The organism is Neorhizobium sp. BETTINA12A, from assembly GCF_023006485.1.
In the GTDB taxonomy this organism is placed as follows: Bacteria; Pseudomonadota; Alphaproteobacteria; order Rhizobiales; family Rhizobiaceae; genus Neorhizobium.
In genome coordinates this window covers 20,708-47,550 of sequence record NZ_JALBGW010000031.1, presented here as the reverse complement: position 1 = coordinate 47,550, position 26,843 = coordinate 20,708, and the positions used below count along the sequence as shown (strand labels likewise).

The window sequence follows — 26,843 nt, the reverse complement described above, 5'->3', positions numbered from 1 at the left end:
GTGCTGGCCACCGTCCGGCGCGAGGCGATCGAGCGCGGCGGCAAGACGTGGGGCGCGGACGAGGAGGCGGCCTTCAAACAGCCGGTGCTCGACCAGTTCGACGAACAGAGCCATCCGCTCTATGCCTCCGCCCGCCTCTGGGACGACGGCATCATCCACCCTGCCAGGACACGGCAGGTGTTGGCTTTAAGCCTCTCCGCCGCGTTGAATGCACCGATCGAAGAAACACGCTTCGGCGTGTTCCGGATGTGAGGGACGGATGTCGGATTTGATGAACATCCTTAGGCTTGCCCTCCCTCCGAGCCATGACGGGACGAGAGAACAGCGCCGCATTTCGATCTCTCCCCTTGAGGGGGAGATGCCCGGCAGGGCAGAGGGGGGTAGCGCCGCATACTCCTCTTTAGCTGAGTCCGCCGCTCCACCCCCCTCTGTCATCTCCGATGACATCTCCCCCTCAAGGGGGGAGATCGGGAGCTTGCCGCACCGCTCGCCCATTGCGGGGACCGCCTCATGCTGAGAAAAGTCCTCATAGCCAATCGTGGTGAGATTGCCTGCCGCATTATCCGCACCTGCCACCGTCTTGGTATCGCGACCGTCGCCGTCTATTCCGACGCCGACCGGGATGCCCTGCATGTGTCACTTGCGGGAGAGGCGATCCATATCGGGCCGTCTCCCGCCGCCGAAAGTTATCTCCGTGGTGACGCGATCATCGACGCGGCGCTGCGCACTGGTGCCGACGCAATCCATCCCGGCTATGGCTTCCTCTCGGAGAACCCCGATTTCGCCGATGCGGTAACATCCGCCGGCATCCGTTTCATCGGCCCATCGTCCGATGCCATCCGCGCCATGGGCCTGAAGGACGCCGCCAAGGCGCTGATGGAAAAGGCCGGCGTGCCCGTCGTCCCCGGTTATCACGGCGCCGAGCAGGATCCGGATTTCCTTCAGGCCGAGGCAGAGCGGATCGGCTTCCCGGTGCTGATCAAGGCGCGCGCCGGCGGTGGCGGCAAGGGCATGCGGCGTGTGGACGAGGTCTCCGCATTCACGCAAGCATTGGCCTCCGCGCAGCGCGAAGCATCCGCCGCATTCGGCGATCCCACCTGCCTGATCGAGAAATACATCGCCCATCCGCGCCATATCGAGATCCAGGTCTTTGGCGACGACCACGGCAATGTTGTGCACCTGTTCGAGCGCGACTGCTCGCTGCAGCGCCGCCACCAGAAAGTCATCGAGGAAGCGCCGGCTCCCGGCATGCCGGAGGAGATGCGCCTTGCCATGGGCGAGGCGGCGGTCAAGGCGGCGATGGCGATTTTCTATTCCGGTGCCGGCACGATCGAGTTCATCGCCGATGCCTCCGATGGGCTGAAGGCCGACCGTTTCTGGTTCATGGAAATGAATACCCGCCTGCAGGTGGAGCATCCGGTGACCGAGGCGATCACCGGCGTCGATCTCGTCGAATGGCAGCTTCGCGTCGCGTCCGGCGAGCCTCTGCCGCGCAGCCAAGACGAACTTTTCATCAGCGGTTGGGCCTTCGAGGCGCGGCTTTATGCGGAGGATGCCGAGCGGGGTTTTCTGCCCGCCACCGGCAGGCTTGCGCATCTGGACCTGCCGGAGGAACTGGCGCGGGTGGACAGCGGCGTGCGCGCCGGCGACCGCATCTCGCCCTTCTACGATCCGATGATCGCCAAGATCATCACCCGAGGCCCGGATCGCCAGACAGCGCTCTCGCTGCTGTCGGCCGCCCTTGCCGAAGTTCGCGCCACCGGCGTCACCACCAATGCTGCGTTTCTTCGCCGGCTAACGATCCTGCCTGATTTCGCCGAAGGCCGGCCGGAGACAGGTCTCATCGACCGGCATCTGGCCGAATTGACGATCGGTCAGGCCCCGGCTCGCGAGACAATGGCGCTGGCCGCCTTGAAGCTTTCCGGCGCACTCGAACCGAAGAACGGAAGCGATCCCTGGGACCGCTTATCGGGATTCCGGTTATGGGCCGAAGCTGCCGATTTCGTCGAACTGGACTACCGCGGCCAGCACGTGCCGGTGTCGTTCGGATCGATCGGAGAGGATGTCTATGCGGCCACGGTCGACGGCAGACAGGTCGATTTCGGCCTTTCTCGTCTGGGCGAAGATACCTATCTCCTGGAGGTCGACGGCCGTAAGCGCCGGTTTCATCTCGTGCCTGGCCATCGTGACCTGACGATCTTCGGCGATGGCGAAAGCTGGCACTTCGGCCTTATCGATCCCCTTGCCGGCGAGGATGAGATTGCCGCCGGCAGCGATCGCATCGTCGCCCCCATGCCGGGCCTCGTCAAACTCCTACGTGCCACGCCGGGAGCCTCTGTCACAAAGGGCGAGGCTCTTGTCGTCATGGAAGCCATGAAGATGGAGTTGACGCTTGCCGCCCCGCGCGACGGGACGCTTGCCGACGTCCTCGTGTCGCAGGGCGAACAGGTGATCGAAGGCGCGGTGCTGCTGATCCTTGAGCCGGAGCCCGAAGCTGGGGAGCCGAAGGATGGCTGATTTCGTCCGTATCCACGAAATGGGGCCGCGAGACGGCCTGCAGAACGAGAAGCGGCTCATTTCCACCGCCGACAAGATCCGGCTGGTCGACCTGCTTTCGGCCTGCGGTTTCGAAAAGATCGAAGTGACGAGCTTCGTGCGTGCCGACTGGGTACCGCAGATGGCCGATGGCGCCGAGGTCATGGCCGGCATTACCCGCCGGCCGGGCACGCTCTATACGGTGCTGACGCCGAACATGCGGGGTTATGCAGCCGCCGTTTCGGCCAAGGCGGATGAGGCTGCCGTCTTCGCCTCGGCGTCGGAAGGTTTCAGCCATCGCAACATCAATTGCAGCATCGCCGAGAGTTTTCAGCGGTTCGCCCCGCTGATCGATAGCGCCCGCCGCGATGGGATACCCGTCCGCGCTTACGTCTCCTGCGCCGTCGACTGTCCCTTCGATGGTCCGACGCCGCCGGCCCAGGTGGCGCGGGTGGCAACGGAGCTTCATGCGCTGGGTTGCAGCGAGGTGGCGCTGGCCGATACGATCGGCACAGGCACCCCGGATCGGGTCGCAGCCATGCTCGATGCGGTCTTGAAGCACCTGCCAGCGGCACATCTCGCCGGGCATTTTCACGATACGAACGGCAGGGCGCTCGACAACATCGCCGTTTCGCTCGAAAAAGGCCTGCGCGTTTTCGATGCCGCCGCCGGCGGCCTTGGCGGCTGCCCTTATGCGCCGGGAGCGGAGGGCAATGTCGCGACTGGCAAGACGGTCGATCATCTGCATGCGCTGGGGTTCGAAACCCGCATCGACCGCGACCGGCTGACCGAGGCAGAGGCTTTTGCCCGCAGCCTGAGGGGAGCACGCTGATGGGCGCTTACGACACGCTAACGCTGGAACGGGATCTCCGCGGGGTGGTGACACTGACGCTCGCCCGGTCCGAAAAGCACAATGCCATGAACGCACGGATGATCGCCGATCTGGCCGACGCGGCCGGCAAGCTCGCAGCCGACGATGCGGTGCGCGTCGTGGTTCTCGCATCCGCCGGCATCACATTCTGCGCCGGCGGCGATCTGCAATGGATGCGCGATCAGGCGGCGAGGGATCGTGCCGGCAAGATCGAGGGGGCGACGGAACTTGCTCTTATGCTGAAGGCACTCGACGACCTGCCGAAACCGCTGATCGGCCGGGTGCAGGGCAATGCCTTCGGCGGCGGTATCGGCCTGATGGCCGTCTGCGACATCGTGGTCGCGGCTGACAGCGCCGGGTTTGCGCTCACCGAAACGCGGCTCGGCCTGATCCCCGCCACCATCGGACCCTATGTCGTGCGCCGGATCGGCGAAGGCCATGCCCGCCGCTTGTTCCTCAACGCCCGCCGCTTCGATACAATCACTGCCCGCGAAATCGGCCTGGTTTCTGTTGTCCGCCTAGCCTCTGAACTTGATGCGGCGGTCGAAGAGGAGGTCTCGGCTTTCCTCGATTGCGCTCCCGGTGCCGTCGCCAGCGCCAAGAGCCTTGTGCAAAGTCTCGCCCGCCAGGCGACCGAAGATCCGATCGGCTACAGCACCGGCCTGCTCGCCGACCGTTGGGAAAGCGCCGAAGGGCGCGCCGGCATCGAGGCCTTCCTCAATCGCCGGCCGATGCCCTGGGCGGCTCCCAAGGCAGGCGGGGATTAGTCCCGGATCGGCTCCGGGACCAGTCGAGCGTTATTGTTTCGGAATACCCGCCTTCTGGATCACGTCCGACCATTTCTGGATGTCGGCCTTCAGGCGGTTGCCGATTTCCTCCGGGGTGCTGGATCGGGCTTCGACGCCGAGATCCGCGAACCGCTTCTTGAGGGCAGGGTCGGCCAGGACTTCGACCAGCGTGGCGTTCAGCTTCTTCACCGCTTCCGGCGGCGTGCCCTTCGGCGCGAAGATGGCGTTCCAGGAGGTCACGTCGAAGCCCTTGACGCCTTCTTCCGCGGCGGTCGGGACGTTCGGCGAGAGACTGGAGCGCGCCGGGCCGGATGAGGCGATAGCGGTCGCTTGGTTCTGCTGCAGGGCAGCCTTCAGCGCCGTCTGGCTGTCGACGATCAAGTCGAGCTCGCCGCCCAGCAGGGCGACCTGAAGATCGGGCGTGGCTTTGTAAGGGACGATGGTGAAATCGATCCCGGAAGCCGACTTGAAGAGTTCGGCTGCCAGGTTCTGGCTGCTGCCGACGTTGATCGTGCCGACGTTCAGCGCACCCGGCTTGGCCTTGGCGGCTTCCAGCACATTCTTGAGGGACTTGAATTTGCCGTCCGCCTTAGTGACGAACACGAAATCGAAATAGGCAAGGCTCGATACCGGCACGAAATCGGCGACCGGATCGAATTGCAGGTTTTTGAAGAGCGGTACGCTGATCGCGGTTCCGTTCGAAAGCAGGGCGAGCGTGTAGCCGTCCGCCGGGGCGTTCAGCGCCGCCCGTGCCGCGACGGAGCCGCCCGCACCCGGCTGGTTCATGATGACGATCTGTTTCCCGAGCTTCTTGCCGAGCGACTCGGCGACCAGGCGGGCCGTGATGTCGGCAATCCCACCGGGGCCGAACGGCAGAACCAGGGTGATGTCCCTCGACGGGTAGGCGTCCTGCGCCATGGCGCCGGTCGGCAGCATCAGGGCCAGGGCGACAGCCAGAGATTTCATCCATCGCGCCGGCTGTCGGAACCGGCCCGCCGATCTCCCCATAGTTTTGTAATTCATTCTCTCCTCCTCCTCTAAAGGCCGCTCAGGCGGCGAAACCGTATAAACGTGCGGGATTGTCGACGAGCAGCCGCCGCCGATCCTCTTCCGTCAGCGCAAACCTCGGCACGAGATCCACGAGGTCGGCCTCGTCGACGGGTTCCTTGAGGTTCGGATGCGGGAAGTCCGTGCCCCACAGGCTCCGGTCGGGGCTTGCCGCCAGCAGCGCCTTGGCAAAAGGCACCGCCGTATCGAACGGAAAGCGGGAGATCCGCTCCGACCCGCAGACCTTGATCCAGCAGTTTTCCCGCCGCACCAGCTCCAGCAGCGTCTGGAACGCCCTCTGGTCGGTGCCGAGGCTGGTGTCGACGCGCCCCATGTGATCGATGACGAAGGGGACCGGCAGGCGGGCGATCATGTCGGAAAGCGGAACGATGTCGCTCGCGTCGAGATGCAGCACCACATGCCAGCCGCGTCCCTTGATGCGGTCGATCACCCGGTTGAAGACGTCCAGGTCCGGTGCCCCGCCGAGATGGCGGACGAAATTGAACCGGACGCCCCGCACGCCGCCGTTGTGGAGTGCCTGGTAGGCGCGGTCGTCAAAGCTATCGTCGACGATGGCGACGCCGCGGTAGCGATCCGGCCGCCAGGCGATCGCGTCGAGCATGGCGCGGTTGTCGGTCCCGTGGCAGCTCGCCTGGACGATGACGGCGCGGTCGATGCCAAGCCGCTCGTGGAGCCTCGCCAGCACCTCTTTCGGCGCATCCTCCGGCGTATAACTGCGATTGGGGGCATAAGGGAACACGGCGCCCGGGCCGAACACGTGGCAATGCGCGTCGCAGCTATTGACAGGCAGTATGAAGTTCGGTTTCCGCCGCGCGGTTGCTATCCCGTGACCGCTCTCCTGGCGATGTTCGTTCATTTCTCCTCCCATGCGTATTTCAGATTGCTGCGGATTGCCTGATTTCGGCGCCGAGGCTTCGAAAGCTCGCATAACTTGCCTCGACGAGTTGATCGACGGCGGCTTCCCGATCGTTTCCATCGACCGTACCGCCCGAAAGACGCGTCACGCGGTCCGGATTGATCAGGGCGTAATAGAGCGAGCCGAGCAGGAACTGGCTGCGCCAGACGAGCCCGCTCAATGGCGCACCGGGTACGCAATCGGCTAAGGCCTTGATGAAGGCGCGGCTCGTCTCGTCGAATGCGTCGGCGATGATCGCCTGGGCATCGGGGTTTCCTTCTGCTGACAGGACCGCCCGCATGCGGGTGAATTCGGCACCGCCGCCATCGCCCTCCGAGGAGGAAACGAAGGCCGGCACGACATAGGCGCGCAGGATCGCCATCAGCCGCTGATCCGCATCGCTGATCCGCAGGGCCTCGCCCAGCAGCTCGCGGCGGCGGGCGTTCATCGGCACCGTGTGGCGCTCGTAAACCTCGTGCAGCAATTTTGCCTTCGAGCCAAAATGATAGGTCAGGCTGCCGACATTGGCTCCGGACGCCTTGGCGATGTCCCGCAGCGAGACGGCATTGTAGCCGCTGCGGGAAAACAGGGTGACGGCGTTTCTGAGCAAGGCTTCCCTCAGGTTCGGTCGCATCGAAGATCCATTATCAATTGTACGCCTAATTTGTACAGTTGTACAAATTAGGCGTCAATCGAAATCGCGCACCGAGGCGGCCGAGACATTTTGCGCCGGGCGCCGGCTCCGGGAACCGACCCTTCCGAGGAAACGAGCTAGCGTTGTGGAAGCATGAAGCCGTCGAAAAAGGCTGCGAGCTCCGCCTGGGCATCGAGCGGCAGGACATGAGCGACATACTGGTCCGGCCGCACTACCACCATGCAGCCCTGTTCCCGGTCGATGCCGCGTAAGTCGAAAATGTCATGGCCGCTCTTGAGGTCGGGGCAGAACATCTTTTCGTAGTCGCGGAGCCCGTAACGGCCCTTCCGGGGCAGCAGGAAAGTCGGCATGGTTTCGACCGCAAGCGTGCGGTGGGCCTGCTGGAAAACGGCCCGGAAATCGATCTCCGAGTCGATGTCGGCACCGGAAGGTGTGTGTCTCTTGACGGGCGAGGAGGGGGAGTCCGCCAGGAAATCGCAAAGCGCCCGTAGTTGGGAAGATGGCTGAGCACGATCCTCCGTTCCGGCAAAGGCATAGATGCGCCAGCGGCCATCGGCTTTCGCGGCATGGCCAAGCTGCATCGGCTTGGCATCGACCAGCCGGATCGCCGGCGCTGAATGGAACCGCGTACCGATTGTCAGCCCCCTGGTGAGATGCTGATGGGTCGATTGGCCGGTCAGCACCGACGGCATGTATCGGGTCGCCGTGCCCGCCGTATAGCGTCCGGACCGAACGAAATATTTCTGGACTTCCGCCGGCTCGACGCCCTCGCCATCCGGATGGTCGGGGGATTTCAGCGGCGCGCTCAGCATGGCCGACCATTCTCGGTCGAAATCGATCAGTTCCTTGGCGATGGTCTGGCGTTCGGCGGAATAGCTGTGCAGCAGTTCGGGCCTGCTGCGCCCCTGCAGGACGGCCGCCAGCTTCCAGCCGAGGTTGAAACCGTCCTGCATCGAGACGTTCATGCCCTGGCCGGCCTTCGGACTATGCGTGTGGCAGGCATCGCCGGCGATGAACACATGCGGCAGGCGCCCCCCGGGAGCGTCCTCCGGCACGTCGTCGAACTTGTCGGTCAGCCGTTGCCCGATCTCGTAGACCGACCACCAGGCGACTTCCTTCACCTCGAATGTGTAGGGATGCAGGATGCGCTGCACGGCCGCGATCAGCTTGTCGACGGTGATGTTCCGGCTCGCGACCCGCTCGTTCTCGTTGAGCTTGTCCATCTCCACATAGATGCGGACCATGTAGCCGCCTTCGCGCGGGATCAGCACGATGCTGCCTTCGCCCGCGGACTGGATCAATGCCTTCAGGCGAATGTCGGGAAAATCGGTAACGGCCAGCACGTCCATGACGCCCCAGGCGTGATTGGCGGAATCGCCATGCAGCGCCCGCCCGATCGATTTGCGCACTGTGCTGCGCGCGCCATCGCAGCCGACGACGTAGCGCGCCTTGACGGTCTCGATCTCACCTTCGTGGGAGGGATCAAGACGCTCCAGCCTCGCGGTCACCGGATAATCCGAAGTAGCCGGGTCTGTTTCGACGTCGATCAGGCGCCGCGAATAATGCGGCTCGAGCCGGGTCGGCGATTTGCGCATGACGTCGAGGAAGAAATCCTGAACCCGCGCCTGGTTGAGGATGACATGCGGGAATTCGGAAAGCCCATCCTCGGTATCGTCGATCCTGCCGCTGCGGATGATGTTTTCGCGTTTTGCGTCGTCCGGCTTCCAGAACGATGTCTCGTTGACCCAGTAGGATTCCCTCATCACCCTCTCCGCGAAACCGAAGGCGTGGAACATTTCCATGGTGCGGCAGGCGATACCGTCCGCCTGGCCGCGCAGCAAGGGCCCCGATCTCTGGTCGACGATGCAGGTCCTGATATCGGGAAAGGCAGACAGTTGCGCCGCGAGCGTAAGGCCTGCCGGACCGCAGCCGACGATCAGGACATCGACTTCGGCGGGAAGCGGTCCTTTGTCGACTGGCGTGCTCTGTCGATCCTCCGGGTGAAAGATTTCCGGGTCGCCGGGCTCGAACCCATTCAGATGGAATTGCATGGAACCAGTTTCCTCCGCATGTTTCTTGATGGGCGTCCGCTGAAATGGATTCGGCGGATCCAACATTGATCAGTATACTGATTATCAGTATACGTGTCAAGCTTGCGATGGTTTTGGAGAGTTTGGTGAAAGACAACGATGACATGCCGGGGCATCTCGCCCGCCGGTTTCAGCAGATCGCCGTGGCGGTCTTCCATGCCGAGGTCGAGCAAGCCGGCTACGACCTGACACCCGTCCAATACGCGGCGCTTGCGGCGGTCAGCACCAATCCCGGCATCGATCAGGTCACGCTCGCGGGGCTGATCGCCTACGACCGGACGACGATTACCGGGGTGGTAGACCGACTGGTGCAGAAAGGCTTGCTCGTGCGCAATGCCAGCACCAGGGACAGACGCGCCCGCGAATTGCAGATCACCGACGAGGGTCGCAAGACCTTGAGCGGCGTCGCGCCGGTGGTCGAGGCGGCGCAGGAACTCATGCTGCGCGGGCTGTCGGCAGATGAGGGCGACGAACTGCTGCGGCTTTTGCGCAAGGCGATCGCCGCCGGCAACGAACTGAGCCGGGCGCCGCTGCGCGAGGTTTCGGACGCCCCCAAGACCAAGCCGGTCATATGACCCGCTACAGACGCAGCTTCGAGCAAGGCGCTCCTCGGCTGCCGGGCAAGCCGCGTACTCGATCCTGCGCGGTTAACCTTTTGTTGACCATATTGGTCGAGCCTCCTCTCCAGGCGCACCAGCCGTAACTCGGATACAGCAGGGAGAAGAGCATGACGCTCGTGACATTGCCCAACAAGATCACGCGAAACAGCCACCACACCGTTCTGGTGATGCGCGACGGCGGCACATGCCAGGCCGTCTGCGTCGTCAACGACGGCAGGATCGGCGACGTCTGCTCCAAGCTCGGCCTTATCGAAAGCATCGCCAGCAGCAAGCTCGATCACGGCGAAGTGGCGTTCGACGGCCGCGTCTGGATCACCCATTCCGACATGCCGCGTCCACTGCATGCGAGCCGCCACTAACAATTGGGTGGCCTTGCGCTGAAGGTGCTCCGACGCCATCGCGTCTGGTCCCCGTCGCCGGGACAGGAATGAGGAGAGTGGGGATGCCCTCCCGCGGGGTCTTATCCCGCGAGCGAACGAAACATCCGGCCCCCGAGCATACCCAAGGGCCGGATATCGGGGAGGTATCAGCGGAAGAGGTCGAGAATGCGTTTCGACTGTTCGTTGACGATGCTGAGGCCGATCGTCTGGAGCTGCTGCTGCACCTTCGTGGCGGCAAGCTTGACGGCGCTCTCTTCCATGTTGGCGTCGACGAGGCGCCCGACGCCGCGGTCGATCGCATTCTGCAGCTTGGAGAGGAATTCCGTATTGGCGCTGATGCGGCTCGACGTGGAGCCGAGCTTGGCGCCGGCGGAGGTGAGGCTCGAAAGCATGCTGTCGGTGGCCGAGATCATGCCATCCAACTCGTCTTCGGTGGTCGAATTGGAGATCTTGATTTCGCTGGCGGTTGCCGAGCCCTGCGATCCCGTATCGAGGAGGTAATATTCGTAGGCGGTGCCGTTGTCGGTGGTGCCCGAATAGGCCTTGGTCAGAAGCCCGTCGGCGGCGTCACCGCTGCCGACCAGCGTCGTCGAGGCGGTATCGAAATCGATCGTGTTGAGGGCCGTGGTGCCGTCTTGGTTCGTCGATGGGGATGCCAGCAGCGACTTGACGCTCGGCGTCCCGGCGGAACTCAGCCAGTTCTCGCCGTTGAAGGATGACGACTCGGCGACCATGCCCAACTGATCCTTGAGTTGGCCGATCTCCGCATTGATGGCGTCGCGGTCCACGCCCGGCGAGCGCGCCAGGATAAGTTTTGCCTTGATCTCGGAAACGAGACCGGTCGCAGCCTCCATGCCGAGCGACGCCGTATCCGTCACCGCGGCTGCAAGGCCCGATGCGTCCTCGACTGCCGAAAGCGACATGCCCGTCGAACGCATCGAGGTGGCGATCGACCAATAGGCGGCGTTATCGGAGGCCGTATTGACGTTGCGGCCGGTTGCCACCTGGATCGTGTTACGCTCCAGCGCCTTGGCGGAGCCGGTCAGCAATAACAGCGCAGAAGCCGCCGACTGATTGTAAGAAATGCTGCTCATGAAGCGTCTCGCAGGTGGGAAGGACACGTTACGGGCTCAGGCAGTGAAGATTGGCGTCATGCCCTTGAGCTGTCGCCGCGTTGGCGCACGAACCCATCACCTGCAATCACCTTGCACGAGCGAGATTTCAAAGCATTTGCAGGATTTATTAAGGTTTTAATGATTGGCGGGTTTGTTGGCGGGAATGTGTTCAGATGCGGTAGACCTAAGAAATCACCGCTGCGTACTCTGAACTCAGAAGCCCTGAAATAAAAAGTCCGTCGCGGCGAGAATCTCGTCGCGATACGCGGAAAGGTCAGCAACCAGTTCGCCGAGATCCTGGGCCGGCACCGCGGCCATTCTTTGCGTCGCCATCACGTGCAGTTCGCCACGGATTGCAAAACGCGGGTTGAGACGTGGCATCGACCACGAAAGCTCCGCGACCGGATATAGCGGGACTATGACGCGAGTCTTGAGATCATCCAAAAGGTCCGCCTGAAGGTCGAGCACCAGCAGTTTGCTGGATGCCATTTTGTAAGCACGAAAACGCGCCATCAGAACTGGCGATACTTGGCGAGTGGCAAACCGTGTTTCTCGATATATTCATTTTCAAGCCGGATTGCCTCGGCATTCTCCAGCCGCCAAAGGCGTTCGCGCTCGGCCTTGATCGCCTTGGTTATGCCTTCCTCGGCCGCCCGCGACACGTTGATCTTAAGCTCGCGTGCTTCGGAAATAAGGTTGCTGTTCAGCGAAAGATTGGCTGCTTTTCGGGCGGACTGGGACATTCCGATCTCCAAGTTTATGCGCAGATCATATGCGCATAAACTGTCATTGGAAAGATCAATCGTCCTTCATCTTCAAGGCGGCAATGAACGCTTCCTGGGGGATGTCGACCTTGCCGAACTGCCGCATGCGCTTCTTGCCTTCCTTCTGCTTGTCGAGCAGCTTGCGCTTGCGGGTGGCGTCGCCGCCGTAGCATTTTGCGGTCACGTCCTTGCGCATCGCCGAGATCGTTTCGCGGGCGATGACGTTGCCGCCGATCGCCGCCTGGATCGGGATCTTGAACATGTGCCGCGGGATCAGGTCCTTGAGCTTCTCGCACATGTCGCGGCCGCGCTTTTCCGCAGCCGAGCGGTGGACCAGCATGGAGAGCGCGTCGACCGGCTCGCCGTTGACCATGATCGACATCTTCACGAGGTTGCCCTCGCGATAGCCGTGCAGATGGTAGTCGAACGAGGCGTAACCCTTGGAGATCGACTTCAGGCGGTCGTAGAAGTCGAACACCACTTCGTTGAGCGGCAGCTCATAGGTGAGCATGGCGCGCTTGCCGACATAGGTGAGTTCGGTCTGGATGCCGCGGCGGTCCTGGCAGAGTTTCAGGATGCCGCCGAGATAGTCGTCGGGAGTGAGGATCGTCGCCTTGATCCAGGGCTCCTGGATTTCCGAAATCTTGACCACATCCGGCATATCGGCCGGATTGTGCAGCTCGCGCTCGGAACCATCGGTCATCGTCAGCTTGTAGACGACCGAGGGTGCCGTGGCGATCAGGTCGAGGTCGAACTCGCGTTCCAGGCGTTCCTGGATGATTTCGAGATGCAGCAGGCCGAGGAAGCCGCAGCGGAAACCGAAACCGAGTGCTGCCGAACTTTCCATTTCGAAGGAGAAGGAGGCGTCGTTGAGGCGCAGCTTGCCCATCGCGGCGCGCAGATCCTCGAAATCGGCGGCATCGACCGGGAAGAGGCCGCAGAACACCACCGGCTGGGCCGGCTTGAAGCCCGGCAGCGCCTTGGCGGTCGGGCGCTTGTCCTCGGTGATCGTATCGCCGACGCGGGTATCGGCCACTTCCTTGATCGAGCCGGTGAAGAAACCGATCTCGCCGGGGCCGAGGCTGTCGACGGCCAGCATTTTCGGGGTCAGCACGCCGACGCGCTCCACTTGGTATTTGGCATCGGTGCCCATCATGCGGATGGTCTGGCCCTTGGTCAGCACGCCGTCGAGAATGCGCACCAGAACCATGACGCCGAGATAGGTGTCGTACCAGCTGTCGACCAGCAGCGCCTTCAGCGGGCCTTTTTCGCCGAGTTCGCTCTTCGGCGGCGGCAGCTGGTGGACGATCGCTTCCAGCACGTCCGGAATGCCGAGGCCCGTCTTTGCCGAGATCAGCACGGCGTGCGACGCGTCGATGCCGATCACTTCCTCGATCTGTTCGCGGATGCGGTCGGGTTCGGCCGCCGGCAGGTCGATCTTGTTGAGGACGGTGACGATCTCGTGGTTGTTGTCGATCGCCTGATAGACGTTGGCGAGCGTCTGCGCCTCGACGCCCTGGGATGCGTCGACGACGAGAAGCGAACCTTCGCAGGCCGACAGCGAACGCGAGACTTCGTAGGCGAAGTCGACGTGGCCGGGGGTGTCGATCAGGTTCAGGATATAGGTTTCGCCGTTGTTCGCCTTGTAGTGCAGGCGCACGGTCTGGGCCTTGATGGTGATGCCGCGTTCGCGCTCGATATCCATCGAGTCCAGCACCTGTTCCGACATGTCGCGCTCGGCAAGGCCGCCGGTCGTCTGGATCAGCCGGTCGGCGAGCGTCGACTTGCCGTGGTCGATATGCGCCACGATCGAGAAGTTGCGGATATGGTCAAGCGGAGTGCGGGTGGAATTGGTGCTCATGGTCGCGCATATAGCAGCGCGAATCCCTGCCGCAAAGCGGAAAGATAACCTTTCGTTGAGGATAAAGCCCGCAGCAGCAGGCTATTTGGCGGGCTTTTCGCTCTCCGGACCGGTCATCACGGAGGCGTTCGGAAGCTGGGCGCTTCTGAGCCCGACATTCTCCCGTTCGTCGGCCGGCACGCCCACGCGTTCCTTGAGGCGCCAGATCACGTAAGTCCCATAGGCGATCGCCACCAGGATCACGGCGTAGATGAAGGTGTGCTGGCCGAAAGCCGGGGTGAGCAGCGTCACCCCGAGCGGCACGATGGTCGCAGCCGTCGACCAGGCGACCAGCAGCGTCGAGGAGAGCGGCACGAAGTCGCCGGGATCGGCGCGGTCGTTGGCATGCGCATTGGCGACTGAATAGACGGTCTCGACCGCGCCGCCGAAGACGAGGAAGACGAGCATCAGGACGATCATCATCGAGAAGGACACGAACAACGCCGCGGTGCCCGCCGCGACGATCAGCGCGCAGGTGATCAACAGCACGAAACGGCGATCGATGCGGTCCGACAGCATGCCGAGCGGATATTGCACGAACAGCAGGCCCGTCTGCATCACCAGCATCAGCAGCGCGACGTCCGCCTGCGCCACGTGGCTGGTGGTGGCGTAGATCGGCACGAAGCCCTGGATCACCATCGAGAGCCCGCCGGACGCGAGCACGCCGATCAGCCCGACCGGCGAGATACGCCAGGCCATCTTGATGTCGACATTGACATTGGCCGGCGCCGGCGGGTTGGGCAGGCGGGTCAGCCCGATCGGCAGGATGGCGAGCGCGGTGACGAACACCACGGCGAGCGGCGCCAGATTGCCGTCCGTCGGGATGCGGCCGAACAACCAGGCGCCGGCGCCAAGGCCCAGCACGAAGGCCATGTAGAAGAACGACATCGCCCGGCCCCGCCACTCGTTCGAGGCGGCATGGTTGAGCCAGCTCTGGGCGATGATGAAATTGACGTTGGACGCTGCCCCATAGACGCCGCGCGCCAAAACCCACCAGATCGGCGGCGGGTTGGTGGCGATCAGCACGGCGGCGATGATCACCATCGCCATCGAGCAGGAGAACAGCCGCGCATGGCCTACCCGGCGGATTAGCGGCCCGCCGACGATGCAGCCGATCAGCCCGCCGAAGGCGAGCGTCGGAACCGCGGCGCTGGCGGCCCAGGATGAACCCGTCTCCGTCAGCACGAAGGGGACATAGGCGGACATGATGCCGCTGCCGACGGCGGCGATCGTCATCGAAACGACGATGCTGGCGATCGACAGGGGCGACGCCGTCTCGGATGTCTGGCCGTTCATCTCGTCCCCCCGCAAGCGCGGGCGTTGGCGATTTCCGCCGATTTGAAGCCCGATACTGCTCCATAGCCGATGGACCATGACAGGAGCTATCGCGGAAGCGCCATCGCTTGTAAGATTCGCCAACTCTATCATTTGCGCACTTGATTCCACGATAAGGGAATGCAATTCTCAAATCATGGAAGCCACGGATCATGACATTGAAAACGCTATCAGCGAGCGGCTGAAGAGCCTGCGGGCCCGCGCCGGTCTGACGCTGGACGAGCTGGCGAACCGCTCCGGCGTCAGCCGTGCGATGATTTCGCGGATTGAGCGGGCCGAGGCGAGCCCGACGGCGGCGCTACTGGCAAGGCTGTCGGAGGCACTCGGGCTCTCCCTCTCGGCCTTTTTCGCCGATGACGAGCCGCAGGGTTCGCCGCTCAGCCGCCGGGCGGAACAGAAGCTATGGCGCGATCCGCATACGGGTTATCTGCGCCGCTCGGTTTCGCCGCCGGGCACGCCGAGCAAGGTAGATATCGTTGAGGTGGATTTCCCCGCCCATGCGCGCGTCAGCTTTCCGCCGCGCGAGGAGAGCCGGGTGATGACCCAGCATGTCTGGTTGTTCGAGGGCGTGCTGGAGATGGTCATCGGCGAGACCGTCCATACGCTTCATCCCGGCGATTGCCTCTACATGGATATCGGCGCCGCCTTCGACTTCCACAATCCGTCCGACAAGCCGGCCCGGTATGCTGTCATCCTCGACCGCGGCCGCTGAGCATTTTCATCAGGAGATTTTTCAAGATGACCGTCACCATCCGCATCCTCGATGCCGGCGAAACCCGCGCTGCCATAGCCGATCTCTCCGAGACCCTGTCCGACTGCATAAATGGCGGGGCTTCGCTCGGCTTCATGCTGCCCTTCGCGCCGGAGGATGCGGTCGGCTACTGGCAGGAGATTGCCGATGCGGTCGAAGAAGGCGGCATCATCCTCGCTGTGGCCGAAGTGGGGGGCAAGGTGGTCGGTACGGTGCAGGTGGGCCTTGCCTCGAAGCCGAACCAGCCGCATCGCGGCGACCTGATGAAGCTCCTCGTGCATCGCTCCGCCCGCGGCCTCGGCCTGTCGCGCAGGCTGATGGAGGCGGTGGAAGCGGAAGCCGCACGGCGCGGCCGCACGCTTCTGGTGCTCGACACCGCGACCGGCAGCGACGCGGAAAAGATCTATCCGCGCTTTGGTTGGGAGCGGGTGGGCGTCATTCCGGATTATGCCATGTGGCCGCAGGGCGGTTTCTGCGCCACCACGCTGTTTTACAAGCGGGTTGCTTGAGGGTCCAAGAAAAATCCACCAGCACGTCCCCCTCCATCTCGATTTATTCTTGCAAATCAGGGCATATGAACGGGCGCCCGTTGATCAGGCGCTATCATAGGGGGCTTTATGTTGATTTTTAATTCGCTGCCGGCGATCCGCCGCGCAGCCCTGGTGGCTTTGACGGCAACCGTCTGCTCCATCGCTGGTCAGGTTATGTCCGCCGACGTCAGCTTCGTGATGCGCAACGAACATCCGAACGCCGTCGAGGTCGAGCTTTATAGCCAGGACCGCAAGCATGTCTGGCCGGGCGGCAACCAGGTCTATTATCTGGATGACGGCGAATCCAAGCAGATCCACCTCTCCTGCCAGCAAGGCGAGAACATCTGCTACGGTGCTTGGGTCTCCGGCGACAAGCAGACCTATTGGGGCACGGGCCCGAACAACAAGGAAGCTTGCGAAGACTGCTGCTACGTTTGCAGCGGCGGCGAGACCGAGGAAATCAATCTGGTCGAGTAAGCGGGATCTGCAACAGGATCGGCCGCGCTGTCGGCCGATCCTTTCGGCTCAGCGGCTTTCTTGAGTGGCCGCAAACGGGGTGATGGCCGCTCGGCCGTCAGCGGGGTCGTCCGTGAACGAGCACACCGTCGATATCGACTATCATGATTTTCATTGCGCATTTTCCAGATTTGAAAACGGATATAAAACAGGCGCCGCAAGCGAATATGCCGCTTCCACCATCGTCCATCCAGTCGCGGATGATATCGGGAACATGATGCGGGATTTATATAGAATCGGACTATTGGCGCGCCTCTGGCTGAGCCTTGCCGCAGCTGCGGCCGCCGAGGATGTGCCGAAATTCGCGCAGTTTGCCGAGAAAGTCTATTCCGGCCCGAGTGCTTCGGTAAAGCTGGTGACGGAGGACGACCGGAGCTTCGCGACCCGGCTGAGGGCAGCGGCGAAACAGCCGGTGAATTTTGCAGGGCATTATATTCTCACGACATGGGGCTGCGGCGCCGAATGCCTGGGCGGCGCAGTCATCGATGCCCGCAGCGGCAAGGTCACCTTCCTTCCCTATTCAGTCTGCTGCTGGGGTGAGGGCGAGCCCTTTTATTACCGCAGGGACAGCCGGCTGATCGTCTTTTCCGGCGTGCTCAACGAGGAAAGCCCGAAGGGCGCGCATTTTTTCGAGTTACGGGATGGCGTGTTTCTGCATGTGACGAGCCGCGCCAAAGACGGCACGGCCCTTTCCGGCATTCCGAAGCCAGCGAAATAGCCTGCCGATCAATCACCGGCGTTCAACATCTTCTTGAAAGCTGTGATGATCAGCCCAGCCAGTTCGCGATGGATATCGCTGCGCGGCCGGCTGGTGTCGCTGCAGATCGGGTCTGGCTCGCCGACCTTCTTCAGGAATTCCTCGGCGCCAGGTTTGCAGACGGGCAGGAAGCTGAAATGGTCGGCTTTATCGACCTGGGCATAAGTCGCTTTCGAAGCCTTTTTGGCGAGCGCCTCCGAAAGCACGGCGGCCGGGATCTCACCCGCGCTGCCCAGATTGATGAAGGCGAGCGGGATATCGATCGCCCCGATACTATCAGGCTTGAAAGCCTCGACCAGACCGGGATCAACCAGCACCACTCCCGAAATGCGGGCGTCTCGGTTCGACTGCTCGAAGCGGCTGCGGTCGACGCTGTCGAGGTTCAGCGGCTCGACCGCCACCTCTTCGCCGCCGGCAAAACCGCGCCCGCCGCGAAACCAGCGGCAATCCATCATGTCGGAATTGGTCTCGCAATAGTGCTTGTAGGCATCGAGATCGGCACGTGCGCCGGCAAGCTCGATTGCCGTGCTGCCGCCAAGCGAGAAACCGAGCACGCCGATGCGCGTTTTGTCTACCGAAGCCTTGAAGCGCGGATCGGCTGAAAGTGCGGTGATGACGTCCGAGATATCCTGTGTGCGCTCCCAGATTTTAGGCGTGGCCTCCGGCGTGGAATCACCGCTCGTTGTACCGGGGTGGTTGGGGCCGGCAACGATGAAGCCGGCTTTCGCCAGTTCGATGGCGATCCAGCCCATGCCGTCTGCTCGTGAGCCCGAACCATGCGAGACGAGTACGATGGGGAACCGGCCGGCTTCGATGGTGGCGTTTCGCGAGGCGGTGGAGTTTTCAAATATTGGGTTTTCGCCGTCGGAGCCGGCACGGCCGTCACCCTTCGACGGATACCAAACGGTCACTGCCAGCGCGCGGTCGCGGGTGGGTGAGACGACGCTGATCTTTTGGATGCCGACGGGCAGGACATCGCCGGCAAAGGCGGCATCGGCCAGGAACGGACCGATGAAGGGAAGAAGAACAAGAAAGGGAAGTTTCAATCGCATGTGAGCCTCGTCCTGTTTAAAAACGAAGGCTCCTTCCTGGCGTCATGGCGGTCTTTCGGCGACCTCGATCACGTTCGAGGTCGTCCTCGAACGTGATCTTGTCCTATGGCCTCAAGCCCCGGCGCGCTTTTCCGTCAGGAAATAGAGGAAGGCGATGACCGGCAGGGCAAGTCCGAGCGACGAGGCAAGCAGCCAGCCGCCTTCGGCAAAGGCCCAGGCGCCGACGGCGGAGCCGATCGCGCCGCCACAGAAGAAGGTCGCCATGTAGAGGCCGTTGAGCCGGCTTCTCAGGTCCGCGCCGAGATTGTAGATCGACCGCTGGCCGATCACGAGCGTCATCGTCACCCCGAAATCGAGCAGGATGGCGGCAGTCGTCAGCAGCGCGAGTGCCACGAGCGAGCCTTCGGGCGCGATATGGGTGATCAGGAAGGCGACGGCGACGGCGGCGATGCCGAAGATTGTCGCGGGCCGGCCAAGATCCCGGTCGGCCAGGCGTCCGGCGATCGGCGAGGCTATGGCTCCCGCGACACCTGCCAGGGCAAAGAGTGCGATGCCGGCCTGGCTGAGGTGGAAGGCGGGGCCGGCGAGAACCAGCGGCGTCACCGTCCAGAACAGGCTGAAGGTGGCGAACTGGCAGGCCTGGTAGAATGCCCGGCGGCGCAGGACCGGCTGGGTGGCGTAAAGGCGCCCCATCGATCCGAGCAGGCCGAAATACGAGAGCTTCGTTTGCGGAATGCGCTTCGGCAGCCGCGCGGCAAGCACGAAGCCGAGCACGATCATCGCCGCAGCCGACAGGAAAAAGACGATGTGCCAGGAGGAGAACTCGGCAACGAAGCTCGAGACCGGCCGGGCCATCATGATGCCGATCATCAGCCCGCTCATGACATTGCCGACCACCCGGCCGCGATTGGCGTCATTGGTCAGGCTGGCGGCAAACGGCACGATCATCTGCACGGCGGTGGAGCCGATGCCAATCGCCAGCGACGCGGCGAGGAACGGGACGGTCGCGGTCGACAGGCCGGCTCCGAGCAGCGCCACGGTGACCGCGCCGATCATGGTGAGGATCAGCCGGCGGTTTTCCAGAAGGTCGCCGAGCGGCACGACCAGCAGCAGGCCGAGGCCATAACCGATCTGGGTCAGTGTGACGATAAGGCCTGTCGCATGCGCCGGCAGACCGATCGAGGCGGCGATCGGACCTGCGAGCGGTTGGGAATAATAGAGATTGGCGGCGATGAGCCCGCAGGCTGCTGCCATGACGAAGGTCATCGCGGCGGACAAGCCGGAGGCGACCGTCGGCGTGGCCATCGTTGCGGTATTGGTGGTCATGGGAAGCTCCTTGGGAGGAAGGATTGCATTGAAAAATCAGTCGAGAAGTTTCATGGCCGCATCGACCACGGAAAAGGCGCGGTCCCGGTTCGGCCCGGTTTTGCCGAGCACTCTCAGGCCTTGTGTCACAGAGAGCAGGACGTGGGCGGTGGCGAGGGGATCGATCGCCGGCGGAATGGAGCCATCCGCCTGGCCTTCGCGGATGAGTGCCTCGATCATGGCTTCAGTCCGGGCCATCGAGCGGCCCACCCGTTCGGCTGCGTCGGCATCGTAGACCGCGAGTTCGATCGCCGTGCCGACGACGAGGCAGCCGCGCCGGCCGTTTTCGCCGTGCGAGGCTTCGGCATAAAAGCGCAGCATGCGGGAAACCTTGTCGCGGCCGTTTGCGCCTTCGGCCAGTTCCTGGTCGAGAAGTGCATTGCGGACCTGCTTATAGCGGTCGAAGCTTGCGAGAAAGATTGCCTTCTTGTCCTTGAACGCCTTGTAGAGACTGCCGGCGGCAAGCCCCATCGCGTCCTTCAGCTCGGAAATCGAGGCCGCGTGATAACCCCTCTCGGAAAAGACGATGATCGCTTTGTCGAGTGCATCTTCGATCTCGAATTCGCGGGGGCGACCCGGCGGACGCCCAGTGCTGTTGATGTCCATGATGTCGGCTTAGTTTGGAAACGATCGTTCCCAAATAGAGGCGTCTTTGCGCTTCGTCAAGGGAAAACCTGGCCGCGGTATATGAAGTTTCGATGTTGGCGGGCGTGCTGGGTCCGACGATTAGCGGGAACACTTGAGGCGCCCGGCGGTTACGTCCCTGTCACCAACCGCAAAAGCTGGAGGCAGGCATGAGCAAGAGTGACGTACAGGAAGCCGTAAAACGCGCCGAACGCCAGGTCGAGAACACCAGTGCCGGCGGCCACCTCGGCGGCACCTATTACGGCCAGAACCCGGACGGCAAGACGGCATCCACCAATACCAATGTCGGCAAGAACCGTCCCAACACCGGCAGCAGCTAGACGTCACCACCATCAAGGGATTTTGGAGAGCCCCGCCGCGTGCGGGGCTTTTTTGTTCTATGATCCAAAAATCCGGTTGCGAAAAAAAATCGGTCGGCTCTGTCGGGAGAGAAGGGGCCCGGCCGTCCTTGGTTCAAGGATGGGCATGGCGATGCTGCGCATGCCGTCCGGATTTCGGAACCTGTGACATAGGGGAGTAGACATGAGTAGCAATTATCGTTGGGTGATCGTCGCTGCCGGCGCCTTGATGGGCTGCGTCGCCGTCGGCACGATGTTCTCGCTGGCCATCTTTCTGGAGCCGATCGCCAGGGCGACCGGCTGGTCCCATGCGGGCATTTCGAGCGCCATGACGCTCAATTTCGTCGTCATGGGCCTCGGCGGCTTCATGTGGGGCACGTTGAGCGACCGTTTTGGCGCACGCGTCGTCGTGCTGATCGGAGCAGTGCTTCTTGGCCTTGCGCTGGTGCTCGCCAGCCAGACACAGAGCCTGATTGCCTTCCAGCTGATCTATGGCTGTCTGGTCGGGCTTGCCGCAAGCGCCTTTTTCGCGCCGATGATCGCCGTCACCATGTCTTGGTTCGACGAGCATCGCAGCCTCGCTGTTTCACTGGTATCGGCCGGCATGGGCATGGCGCCGATGACCATCTCGCCCTTCGCCCGCTGGCTGATCACCGCCTATGACGACTGGCGCATGGCGATGCTCTTCATCGGCATCGGCGCCTGGATCTTGCTGCTGCCGACGGCCTTTTTGGTCCGCAATCCGCCGGCCGTGGCGGCTGCGGGCGGCACGGCCTCCGAACCGCAGGCAGAAGGTGCCGGCATGCCGCTGTCGCGGGTGTTCCGCTCGCCGCAATTCCTGGTGCTCGGGTTTACCTTCTCCGCCTGCTGCGCTGCCCATTCGGGCCCGATCTTCCACATGGTGAGCTATGCGATGTTCTGCGGCGTGGCACCGATGGCGGCCGTCAGCATCTACAGCGTCGAGGGCGCGGCCGGTCTCGGCGGCCGTATTCTGTTTGGCGTGCTGGCTGACCGGCTGGGCGTCAAGCCGGTGTTGATCGGCGGCCTGATGATCCAGGCAGCCGTTATCGCCGCCTACACGATGGCAAGCGATCTCAGTCAGTTCTACATGTTGGCGGTGATCTTCGGCGGCACCTATGGCGGTGTCATGCCGCTCTATGCGGTGCTGGCGCGCGACTATTTCGGACCGAAGATCATGGGTACCGTGTTCGGCGCGGCGACCATGCTCTCGAGCCTCGGCATGGCCTTCGGACCTCTCGCCGGCGGCTGGGCCTTCGACCATTTCGCAAATTATGACTGGCTGTTCTTCGGTTCGGCGCTGGTCGGTCTCGGGGCAGTGGCGATCGCTCTCGCCTTTCCGCCGCTGCCACGCCAGCCGGCGCAGCTTCAGGCCGCTTGAGCGGCTCACATATGCTGAGCCACAAAGCAAAAAGCCCGGAAAATTCCGGGCTTTTGAAATTTAGTGATCTGCCGGGGCCTTTCGGCCCTTGGCTCGAACCGGGGCCGGAGCAGGCTCCGCCGCTTCGCGTTCAAGACGAAGCTGCCTCAGTTTCTCGGTTTTCTTTTCCCGCTGGGTCGCTTCCGCCGAAATGATGGAGCGCGCGGTGTGATCTGTCGCGGCAGCTTTGTCACGCGCGGAAAGCTTGGTGGGATTGAAGAATTCGTCCTTGGTTGCGGCCATAATATCCTCCTTCCTGATGGGATGTCCGTGCGGTCGACAAATTATCCGCGCGCCGGACGGACCACTTTCTTGGGAGCCGGCAGGAGGCCTTCGCGCTGCATCTTCTTGCGCGCCAGCTTGCGGTAACGGCGAACGGCTTCAGCCTTTTCGCGCACCCGCTTTTCGGAGGGCTTCTCGTAGGCGCTGCGCGCCTTCATCTCGCGGAAGACGCCTTCGCGCTGCATCTTCTTCTTCAGCACCCGGAGTGCCTGCTCGACATTGTTGTCTCTGACTAGAACCTGCAAACTAAATCCTTTCCATTGCGGGCAGATCCCGCGTTCGATCAAGATGTTGAATTACTTGCCGATACGAATGCTCGACGGCTTCAGCCAAGGTCCGGCTGGGGCGGCGTCGGAAGCCTCGTCCTTCTTGGTGGACGATGCGGTCTCGGAAGTGTCGATATCACTTTCGACGATCCGGCGCTCGAAATTCTCGCTGCCGAAACGTACCCGGTATTGGTTTTCGCCTCGGTCGGCTGCCGGCAAAAGGCCCACGACGCGGCATGTCCGGTCGCCAGTGGCGGTCCGGGTAAGGCCTGCCTTGAGGACGATGTTATCGCCTATGGCATAGACATTTGCGCTCATCGTGGTCTCCTTGAACCGGCCAAAAGCCGGGGCAAAACAAAAAGGCCGGGCGTTACCCCGACCTCTTCCCGTCATTCAAGCCGTCGCTGCCAGTACTTCCGTGGTCAGCCGAGGCGAATGACATCCTTATGCGGCCCGGAGGTTGTCGGCCGAGCTCTTGCCGGACTTGCGGTCGCGAACGATCTCGTAGGAGATCTTCTGACCTTCCGTCAGGGAAGACATGCCGGCACGTTCGACAGCCGAAACGTGAACGAAAACGTCCGTCGCGCCGTCATCAGGCTGAATGAAGCCGAAGCCCTTGGTGCTATTGAACCACTTTACGGTGCCAGTATTCATAACGATTTCCTTTCAATCGTTAGAGATTGCGGACAGTATTCCGTCCGCTTTGATCGATATTTGAGAGGAAATCTGACTGAGCACCAGGCCCGTGAACAAAGGTCGCAAGCAATTTTCGATAGCGTCAATATAAGCTTTATCCGTTGATAATCAATGCTGCCACGGAGATTTAATTTTCCGGGCGCTCAACGGCGATGCCGATTTTCTCAATCAACGACATGATTTTACAGTGCAATATCGAAATTAGCAACCGCTTTGGCCGGCTCGGCGACCGATTCTGAAGCGTCGGCAGCCGGCTTTCGAACTCCACGCCCGGAGGATCGCTCCGGGCGTGGCGCATGTCACTACGACGATCTGGTCAGAGCGTGCCGGCGCGCTGCTGCGTCATCATATAGGTGTCGTAGGAATATTCGGCGATCTGCGCCCAGAGATAAGCGTCCTTCTTGAAGGCCTGCTGGCTGTCGTAGATCTTCTTGAAGGCCGGGCTCTTGGCCGAGAGGTCGGCATAGGTCTCCATTGCCGCCTTGAAGCAGACATCCATGATCTCGCGGCTGAAGGCTTTCAGCACCGCGCCTTCGGCAACCAGCTTCTTCAGCGCCGTGGCGTTGTGGGCGTCGTAATTGGCGAGCATGCTCATGTTGGCCGCGGCGCAAGCGTCGGTAACGATCTGCTGATAGCTTTTCGGCAGGCCCTTGAACTTTTCCAGGTTGAAGAAGGCATGCATGGCCGGCCCGCCTTCCCACCATGCCGGATAATAATAATATTTGGCGACCTTCACGAAACCGAGTTTCTGGTCGTCATAGGGACCGACGAACTCGGTGGCGTCGATCGTGCCCTTCTCGAGCGCTGCATAGACGTCGCCGCCGGCGATCTGCTGCGGAGTGACGCCGACCTTTTGCATCACCTGGCCCGCCAGGCCCGCAATCCGCATCTTCAGGCCCTTCAGGTCATCGATCGTGTTGATTTCCTTGCGGAACCAGCCGCCCATCTGGGTGCCGCTATTGCCGGCGGGCAGGGCATAGAGATTGCGCGGGGCCAGGAACTCGTTGATCAGGTCGTTGCCGCCGCCTGCCGTGAACCAGGCATTGGTCATGCGGGCGTTGAGGCCGAAGGGAATGGCGGTACCGAGCGCAAACGCCGGATCCTGGCCGATGTAATAATAGGAGCAGGTATGGGCCATCTCGACGGTACCGTTGGCAACCGCGTCTGCGGCCTGTAGCGGCGGCACGATTTCGCCGGCCCCGAACGTCTGGATTGTAAACTTGCCGTCAGTCGCGTTCCTGACGCTGTCGGCGATCTGGTTGGCGGCGTTGAAGATGATGTCGAGGCTCTTCGGGAAGGAAGAAGTCAGTCGCCAGTTGACCCTGGGGCTTTCCTGGGCAATCGCCGGGGCGGCAAGCGCGGTTGCGGCAGCGGCGCCGACCCCGGCCGTGGCGGCCTGCTTGAAGAAACGTCTGCGGTCCATGGAATCCTCCTCAAAGCGAAAAGTGCGCGGCCAGTCCGGGCCCTGTCGATTTCGCTCATAATCCTTTCATTTCGGGAACGGCAAGGAAATTCCAAAAAGTCGCACTGGCGCCCGGCTAACATCGAGGCCGACCGGGCAATTGCGCGCGCGAAGTTCGTATTCACCATAGAAGAGTTTGGTCGTCGAACGAATTGGCGCGGGTTGCCGGCATGAGTGTTTCGGTCTTTCACCGCCACTTCAAGGACGTGACTGCCATGAGCCCGATCCAGTACCAGAAGAGCATCCGCCTGCACGAAGCACGCCGCCGGCTGCTGGCGGAAGCGGGCGATACGGCGCGGGTCGCCTTTTCAGTGGGATACGAAAGCGTAACCCAGTTCAGCCGCGAATATTCCCGACAGTTCGGCGCATCGCCAGCCCGCGATGTCGGACGCCTGCGCGACCGGATGGCTGGCGATATCGAGCTGGTCGAAGGCTGATAGACAAAAAGCCCGAAACGATGCTCCGGGCTTTTGATATTGCGAACGGACGCTGTTTACAGCGTGCCCTTGCGCTGCTGCACCATCATGAAGGTGTCGTAGCTGTATTCGGCGATCTGGTTCCAGAGATAGCCTTCCTTCTTGAAGGCCTGCTGGCTGTCGTAGATCTTCTTGAAGGCGGCGTTCTTGGCGTTGAGTTCGGCATAGACTTCGAGCGCAGCCTTGTAGCTGGCTTCGAGGATTTCCGGGCTGAACGGCTTCAGGACCGCACCTTCCGAAACAAGCTGACGCAGCGCCTTGGCGTTGCTGGTGTCGTAACGGGAAAGCATGTTCTGGTTGGCATTGGCGCATGCATCCTTGATCATGCGCTGGTAGCTCTTCGGAAGGGCGTTGAACTTTTCCTTGTTCATGAAGGCGTGGACGGCCGGTCCACCTTCCCACCAGGCCGGATAATAATAGTACTTGGCGACCTTCACGAAACCGAGCTTCTGGTCATCATAGGGACCGACGAATTCGGTGGCGTCGATCGTGCCCTTTTCGAGTGCTGCATAGACGTCGCCGCCGGCGATCTGCTGCGGCGTGACGCCGAGCTTCTGCATCACCTGGCCTGCGAGGCCGGCAATGCGCATCTTCAGGCCCTTCAGGTCTTCGATCGTGTTGATTTCCTTGCGGTACCAACCGCCCATCTGGGCACCGGTATTGCCGGCCGGCAGCGCGAAGAGATTGTAGCTGCTCAGGAAGTCGTTGAGCAGCTCGTTGCCGCCGCCGACCGAGAACCATGCATTGGTCTGGCGGGCGTTGAGACCGAACGGAACGGCGGTACCGAGCGCAAACGTCGGGTCCTTGCCGATATAATAATAGGCGCAGGTATGCGCCATTTCGACAGTGCCGTTGGAAACGGCATCCGCGGCCTGCAGCGGCGGCACGATTTCGCCAGCGGCGAAGGTGTGGATCGTAAAGTTGCCGTCCGAGGCTTCCTTGACGCTTTCGGCGATGTCGGTGGCCGCGGACCAGAGAATGTCGGTATTCTTGGTGAACGACGAGGTCATCCGCCAGGTGATCTTCGGAGATTCCTGGGCAATGGCAGGCGCTGCGAGCGCGGTCGCTGCAGCGGCGCCCACGCCGGCGGTCGCGGCCTGCCGGAAAAAGTTTCTGCGGTTCATGGGATCTATGCCTTCTAAACTTTGGGAGGTGCCCGGATTTTGGCCCGCGCGGTGCAGCTCATAGTCCTTTCATTTCGGGAACGGCAAGAAAAAAATCCAGAAGATTACGCTGCGCTGCAGCAAACCTTT

At 62.3% G+C, this 26,843-nt stretch carries 31 protein-coding genes; 13 read left to right on the top strand and 18 right to left on the bottom strand.

The genetic code is table 11. The annotated features are described in order from the left end of the window. The 4 genes from MOV61_RS11375 to MOV61_RS11360 form a co-directional block, all read left to right on the top strand. A partial coding sequence (locus MOV61_RS11375) for a carboxyl transferase domain-containing protein (protein WP_309493802.1) occupies positions 1–252 on the top strand: 252 nt, incomplete at its 5' end. 258 nt (positions 253–510) lie between these two features. Continuing rightward, positions 511–2,517 (top strand): acetyl/propionyl/methylcrotonyl-CoA carboxylase subunit alpha, encoded by a 2,007-nt coding sequence (locus MOV61_RS11370; protein WP_247136639.1) that lies wholly within the window; start codon positions 511–513, stop codon positions 2,515–2,517. Continuing rightward, the gene (locus tag MOV61_RS11365; protein WP_038548209.1) at positions 2,510–3,367 is read left to right on the top strand and encodes a hydroxymethylglutaryl-CoA lyase; all 858 of its coding nucleotides are present in this window, start codon (positions 2,510–2,512) and stop codon (positions 3,365–3,367) included. The genes MOV61_RS11370 and MOV61_RS11365 overlap by 8 nt, the downstream gene beginning before the upstream one ends. After that, on the top strand, positions 3,367–4,173 hold the full coding sequence (locus MOV61_RS11360) for a crotonase/enoyl-CoA hydratase family protein (RefSeq protein WP_038548211.1): 807 nt from the start codon (positions 3,367–3,369) through the stop codon (positions 4,171–4,173). Before MOV61_RS11365 ends, MOV61_RS11360 begins: the two co-directional genes overlap by 1 nt. A 30-nt stretch (positions 4,174–4,203) precedes the next feature. Here MOV61_RS11360 and MOV61_RS11355 read toward each other — a convergent pair whose 3' ends face one another. The 4 genes from MOV61_RS11355 to MOV61_RS11340 form a co-directional block, all read right to left on the bottom strand. Further along, positions 4,204–5,160, bottom strand: coding sequence for a tripartite tricarboxylate transporter substrate binding protein (locus MOV61_RS11355; protein ID WP_309493803.1), 957 nt, complete (start codon positions 5,158–5,160; stop codon positions 4,204–4,206). Positions 5,161–5,242: 82 nt separating this feature from the next. Further along, entirely contained in the window at positions 5,243–6,118 is an 876-nt protein-coding gene (locus MOV61_RS11350; RefSeq protein ID WP_051899988.1) for an amidohydrolase, read from the bottom strand. A 19-nt stretch (positions 6,119–6,137) separates the two neighbouring features. Next, complete coding sequence (locus MOV61_RS11345; RefSeq protein WP_038548217.1) at positions 6,138–6,791, bottom strand: TetR/AcrR family transcriptional regulator; 654 nt, start codon at positions 6,789–6,791, stop codon at positions 6,138–6,140. 137 nt (positions 6,792–6,928) lie between these two features. Beyond that, the gene (locus MOV61_RS11340) at positions 6,929–8,863 is read right to left on the bottom strand and encodes an FAD-binding monooxygenase (protein ID WP_247136637.1); all 1,935 of its coding nucleotides are present in this window, start codon (positions 8,861–8,863) and stop codon (positions 6,929–6,931) included. Between the two features lie 125 nt (positions 8,864–8,988). On the opposite strand from MOV61_RS11340, the gene MOV61_RS11335 reads away from it, so the two are divergent. Then, entirely contained in the window at positions 8,989–9,477 is a 489-nt protein-coding gene (locus tag MOV61_RS11335; protein ID WP_247136636.1) for a MarR family winged helix-turn-helix transcriptional regulator, read from the top strand. Between the two features lie 152 nt (positions 9,478–9,629). After that, positions 9,630–9,881, top strand: a complete 252-nt coding sequence (locus tag MOV61_RS11330; protein WP_247136635.1) for a hypothetical protein — start codon at positions 9,630–9,632, stop codon at positions 9,879–9,881. A 167-nt stretch (positions 9,882–10,048) separates the two neighbouring features. On the opposite strand, the gene MOV61_RS11325 is transcribed toward MOV61_RS11330, so the two are convergent. The 5 genes from MOV61_RS11325 to MOV61_RS11305 form a co-directional block, all read right to left on the bottom strand. Continuing rightward, positions 10,049–10,996, bottom strand: coding sequence for a flagellin (locus MOV61_RS11325; RefSeq protein WP_247136634.1), 948 nt, complete (start codon positions 10,994–10,996; stop codon positions 10,049–10,051). 234 nt (positions 10,997–11,230) lie between these two features. Further along, positions 11,231–11,530, bottom strand: coding sequence for a CcdB family protein (locus MOV61_RS11320; RefSeq protein ID WP_038548227.1), 300 nt, complete (start codon positions 11,528–11,530; stop codon positions 11,231–11,233). Continuing rightward, positions 11,530–11,760 carry a type II toxin-antitoxin system CcdA family antitoxin gene (locus tag MOV61_RS11315; RefSeq protein ID WP_247136633.1) on the bottom strand — a complete coding sequence of 77 codons (231 nt, stop codon included), beginning with the start codon at positions 11,758–11,760 and terminating at the stop codon, positions 11,530–11,532. The genes MOV61_RS11320 and MOV61_RS11315 overlap by 1 nt, the downstream gene beginning before the upstream one ends. Positions 11,761–11,815: 55 nt before the next feature. After that, positions 11,816–13,642, bottom strand: coding sequence for a translation elongation factor 4 (gene lepA / locus MOV61_RS11310; RefSeq protein ID WP_038548234.1), 1,827 nt, complete (start codon positions 13,640–13,642; stop codon positions 11,816–11,818). Between the two features lie 81 nt (positions 13,643–13,723). Further along, positions 13,724–14,977, bottom strand: coding sequence for an MFS transporter (locus MOV61_RS11305; RefSeq protein ID WP_247136632.1), 1,254 nt, complete (start codon positions 14,975–14,977; stop codon positions 13,724–13,726). Positions 14,978–15,152: 175 nt separating this feature from the next. Here MOV61_RS11305 and MOV61_RS11300 point away from each other — a divergent pair, with 175 nt between their 5' ends. From MOV61_RS11300 to MOV61_RS11285, 4 genes are all read left to right on the top strand, one after another. After that, positions 15,153–15,728 (top strand): helix-turn-helix domain-containing protein, encoded by a 576-nt coding sequence (locus tag MOV61_RS11300; RefSeq protein WP_247136631.1) that lies wholly within the window; start codon positions 15,153–15,155, stop codon positions 15,726–15,728. 26 nt (positions 15,729–15,754) lie between these two features. Next, entirely contained in the window at positions 15,755–16,276 is a 522-nt protein-coding gene (locus tag MOV61_RS11295) for a GNAT family N-acetyltransferase (RefSeq protein ID WP_247136630.1), read from the top strand. 108 nt (positions 16,277–16,384) lie between these two features. Then, positions 16,385–16,774, top strand: coding sequence for a hypothetical protein (locus tag MOV61_RS11290; RefSeq protein ID WP_038548243.1), 390 nt, complete (start codon positions 16,385–16,387; stop codon positions 16,772–16,774). A 112-nt stretch (positions 16,775–16,886) separates the two neighbouring features. Then, positions 16,887–17,531 (top strand): hypothetical protein, encoded by a 645-nt coding sequence (locus MOV61_RS11285; protein ID WP_247136629.1) that lies wholly within the window; start codon positions 16,887–16,889, stop codon positions 17,529–17,531. 8 nt (positions 17,532–17,539) lie between these two features. Here the strand turns inward: MOV61_RS11285 and MOV61_RS11280 are convergent, their stop codons facing one another. From MOV61_RS11280 to MOV61_RS11270, 3 genes are all read right to left on the bottom strand, one after another. Further along, positions 17,540–18,622, bottom strand: coding sequence for a dienelactone hydrolase (locus MOV61_RS11280; protein ID WP_247136628.1), 1,083 nt, complete (start codon positions 18,620–18,622; stop codon positions 17,540–17,542). A 111-nt stretch (positions 18,623–18,733) separates the two neighbouring features. After that, positions 18,734–19,948: an MFS transporter gene (locus tag MOV61_RS11275; RefSeq protein WP_247136627.1), complete on the bottom strand. Its 1,215-nt coding sequence runs from the start codon at positions 19,946–19,948 to the stop codon at positions 18,734–18,736. 36 nt (positions 19,949–19,984) lie between these two features. After that, a complete protein-coding gene (locus MOV61_RS11270; RefSeq protein WP_038548249.1) occupies positions 19,985–20,593 on the bottom strand; it encodes a TetR/AcrR family transcriptional regulator in 609 nt (202 codons plus the stop codon). A gap of 188 nt (positions 20,594–20,781) precedes the next feature. Here MOV61_RS11270 and MOV61_RS11265 point away from each other — a divergent pair, with 188 nt between their 5' ends. Both MOV61_RS11265 and MOV61_RS11260 read left to right on the top strand, forming a co-directional pair. After that, the gene (locus tag MOV61_RS11265; RefSeq protein WP_167551681.1) at positions 20,782–20,952 is read left to right on the top strand and encodes a hypothetical protein; all 171 of its coding nucleotides are present in this window, start codon (positions 20,782–20,784) and stop codon (positions 20,950–20,952) included. A gap of 202 nt (positions 20,953–21,154) precedes the next feature. Then, entirely contained in the window at positions 21,155–22,369 is a 1,215-nt protein-coding gene (locus tag MOV61_RS11260) for an MFS transporter (RefSeq protein ID WP_038548252.1), read from the top strand. Positions 22,370–22,429: 60 nt separating this feature from the next. On the opposite strand, the gene MOV61_RS11255 is transcribed toward MOV61_RS11260, so the two are convergent. The 5 genes from MOV61_RS11255 to MOV61_RS11235 all read right to left on the bottom strand — a co-directional run bounded on the left by MOV61_RS11255 (position 22,430) and on the right by MOV61_RS11235 (position 25,075). Further along, positions 22,430–22,651 carry a hypothetical protein gene (locus tag MOV61_RS11255; protein ID WP_038548255.1) on the bottom strand — a complete coding sequence of 74 codons (222 nt, stop codon included), beginning with the start codon at positions 22,649–22,651 and terminating at the stop codon, positions 22,430–22,432. A 41-nt stretch (positions 22,652–22,692) separates the two neighbouring features. Continuing rightward, positions 22,693–22,935, bottom strand: a complete 243-nt coding sequence (gene rpsU, locus MOV61_RS11250) for a 30S ribosomal protein S21 (RefSeq protein WP_038548258.1) — start codon at positions 22,933–22,935, stop codon at positions 22,693–22,695. 51 nt (positions 22,936–22,986) lie between these two features. Continuing rightward, entirely contained in the window at positions 22,987–23,274 is a 288-nt protein-coding gene (locus MOV61_RS11245; protein WP_038548261.1) for a hypothetical protein, read from the bottom strand. A gap of 126 nt (positions 23,275–23,400) precedes the next feature. Next, positions 23,401–23,610, bottom strand: coding sequence for a cold-shock protein (locus MOV61_RS11240; protein WP_007770461.1), 210 nt, complete (start codon positions 23,608–23,610; stop codon positions 23,401–23,403). Positions 23,611–23,968: 358 nt separating this feature from the next. Beyond that, positions 23,969–25,075 carry a TRAP transporter substrate-binding protein gene (locus MOV61_RS11235; RefSeq protein WP_038548266.1) on the bottom strand — a complete coding sequence of 369 codons (1,107 nt, stop codon included), beginning with the start codon at positions 25,073–25,075 and terminating at the stop codon, positions 23,969–23,971. A 191-nt stretch (positions 25,076–25,266) separates the two neighbouring features. Here MOV61_RS11235 and MOV61_RS11230 point away from each other — a divergent pair, with 191 nt between their 5' ends. Further along, complete coding sequence (locus tag MOV61_RS11230) at positions 25,267–25,551, top strand: AraC family transcriptional regulator (RefSeq protein ID WP_038548269.1); 285 nt, start codon at positions 25,267–25,269, stop codon at positions 25,549–25,551. Between the two features lie 56 nt (positions 25,552–25,607). Here MOV61_RS11230 and MOV61_RS11225 read toward each other — a convergent pair whose 3' ends face one another. Beyond that, positions 25,608–26,714 (bottom strand): TRAP transporter substrate-binding protein, encoded by a 1,107-nt coding sequence (locus tag MOV61_RS11225; protein ID WP_247031690.1) that lies wholly within the window; start codon positions 26,712–26,714, stop codon positions 25,608–25,610. Between the last annotated feature and the right edge of the window lie 129 nt (positions 26,715–26,843).

Excerpts from the sequence above, each read along its gene's own strand:
- MOV61_RS11370 (WP_247136639.1), top strand. The coding sequence starts at position 511 with ATGCTGAGAAAAGTCCTCATAGCCAATCGTGGTGAGATTGCCTGCCGC.
- MOV61_RS11365 (WP_038548209.1), top strand. The coding sequence starts at position 2,510 with ATGGCTGATTTCGTCCGTATCCACGAAATGGGGCCGCGAGACGGCCTG.
- MOV61_RS11360 (WP_038548211.1), top strand. The coding sequence starts at position 3,367 with ATGGGCGCTTACGACACGCTAACGCTGGAACGGGATCTCCGCGGGGTG.
- MOV61_RS11355 (WP_309493803.1), bottom strand. The coding sequence starts at position 5,160 with ATGAAATCTCTGGCTGTCGCCCTGGCCCTGATGCTGCCGACCGGCGCC.
- MOV61_RS11350 (WP_051899988.1), bottom strand. The coding sequence starts at position 6,118 with ATGAACGAACATCGCCAGGAGAGCGGTCACGGGATAGCAACCGCGCGG.
- MOV61_RS11345 (WP_038548217.1), bottom strand. The coding sequence starts at position 6,791 with ATGCGACCGAACCTGAGGGAAGCCTTGCTCAGAAACGCCGTCACCCTG.
- MOV61_RS11340 (WP_247136637.1), bottom strand. The coding sequence starts at position 8,863 with ATGCAATTCCATCTGAATGGGTTCGAGCCCGGCGACCCGGAAATCTTT.
- MOV61_RS11330 (WP_247136635.1), top strand. The coding sequence starts at position 9,630 with ATGACGCTCGTGACATTGCCCAACAAGATCACGCGAAACAGCCACCAC.
- MOV61_RS11325 (WP_247136634.1), bottom strand. The coding sequence starts at position 10,996 with ATGAGCAGCATTTCTTACAATCAGTCGGCGGCTTCTGCGCTGTTATTG.
- MOV61_RS11320 (WP_038548227.1), bottom strand. The coding sequence starts at position 11,530 with ATGGCGCGTTTTCGTGCTTACAAAATGGCATCCAGCAAACTGCTGGTG.
- MOV61_RS11315 (WP_247136633.1), bottom strand. The coding sequence starts at position 11,760 with ATGTCCCAGTCCGCCCGAAAAGCAGCCAATCTTTCGCTGAACAGCAAC.
- lepA (WP_038548234.1), bottom strand. The coding sequence starts at position 13,642 with ATGAGCACCAATTCCACCCGCACTCCGCTTGACCATATCCGCAACTTC.
- MOV61_RS11305 (WP_247136632.1), bottom strand. The coding sequence starts at position 14,977 with ATGAACGGCCAGACATCCGAGACGGCGTCGCCCCTGTCGATCGCCAGC.
- MOV61_RS11300 (WP_247136631.1), top strand. The coding sequence starts at position 15,153 with ATGGAAGCCACGGATCATGACATTGAAAACGCTATCAGCGAGCGGCTG.
- MOV61_RS11295 (WP_247136630.1), top strand. The coding sequence starts at position 15,755 with ATGACCGTCACCATCCGCATCCTCGATGCCGGCGAAACCCGCGCTGCC.
- MOV61_RS11290 (WP_038548243.1), top strand. The coding sequence starts at position 16,385 with ATGTTGATTTTTAATTCGCTGCCGGCGATCCGCCGCGCAGCCCTGGTG.
- MOV61_RS11280 (WP_247136628.1), bottom strand. The coding sequence starts at position 18,622 with ATGCGATTGAAACTTCCCTTTCTTGTTCTTCTTCCCTTCATCGGTCCG.
- MOV61_RS11275 (WP_247136627.1), bottom strand. The coding sequence starts at position 19,948 with ATGACCACCAATACCGCAACGATGGCCACGCCGACGGTCGCCTCCGGC.
- MOV61_RS11270 (WP_038548249.1), bottom strand. The coding sequence starts at position 20,593 with ATGGACATCAACAGCACTGGGCGTCCGCCGGGTCGCCCCCGCGAATTC.
- MOV61_RS11265 (WP_167551681.1), top strand. The coding sequence starts at position 20,782 with ATGAGCAAGAGTGACGTACAGGAAGCCGTAAAACGCGCCGAACGCCAG.
- MOV61_RS11260 (WP_038548252.1), top strand. The coding sequence starts at position 21,155 with ATGAGTAGCAATTATCGTTGGGTGATCGTCGCTGCCGGCGCCTTGATG.
- MOV61_RS11255 (WP_038548255.1), bottom strand. The coding sequence starts at position 22,651 with ATGGCCGCAACCAAGGACGAATTCTTCAATCCCACCAAGCTTTCCGCG.
- MOV61_RS11245 (WP_038548261.1), bottom strand. The coding sequence starts at position 23,274 with ATGAGCGCAAATGTCTATGCCATAGGCGATAACATCGTCCTCAAGGCA.
- MOV61_RS11240 (WP_007770461.1), bottom strand. The coding sequence starts at position 23,610 with ATGAATACTGGCACCGTAAAGTGGTTCAATAGCACCAAGGGCTTCGGC.
- MOV61_RS11235 (WP_038548266.1), bottom strand. The coding sequence starts at position 25,075 with ATGGACCGCAGACGTTTCTTCAAGCAGGCCGCCACGGCCGGGGTCGGC.
- MOV61_RS11225 (WP_247031690.1), bottom strand. The coding sequence starts at position 26,714 with ATGAACCGCAGAAACTTTTTCCGGCAGGCCGCGACCGCCGGCGTGGGC.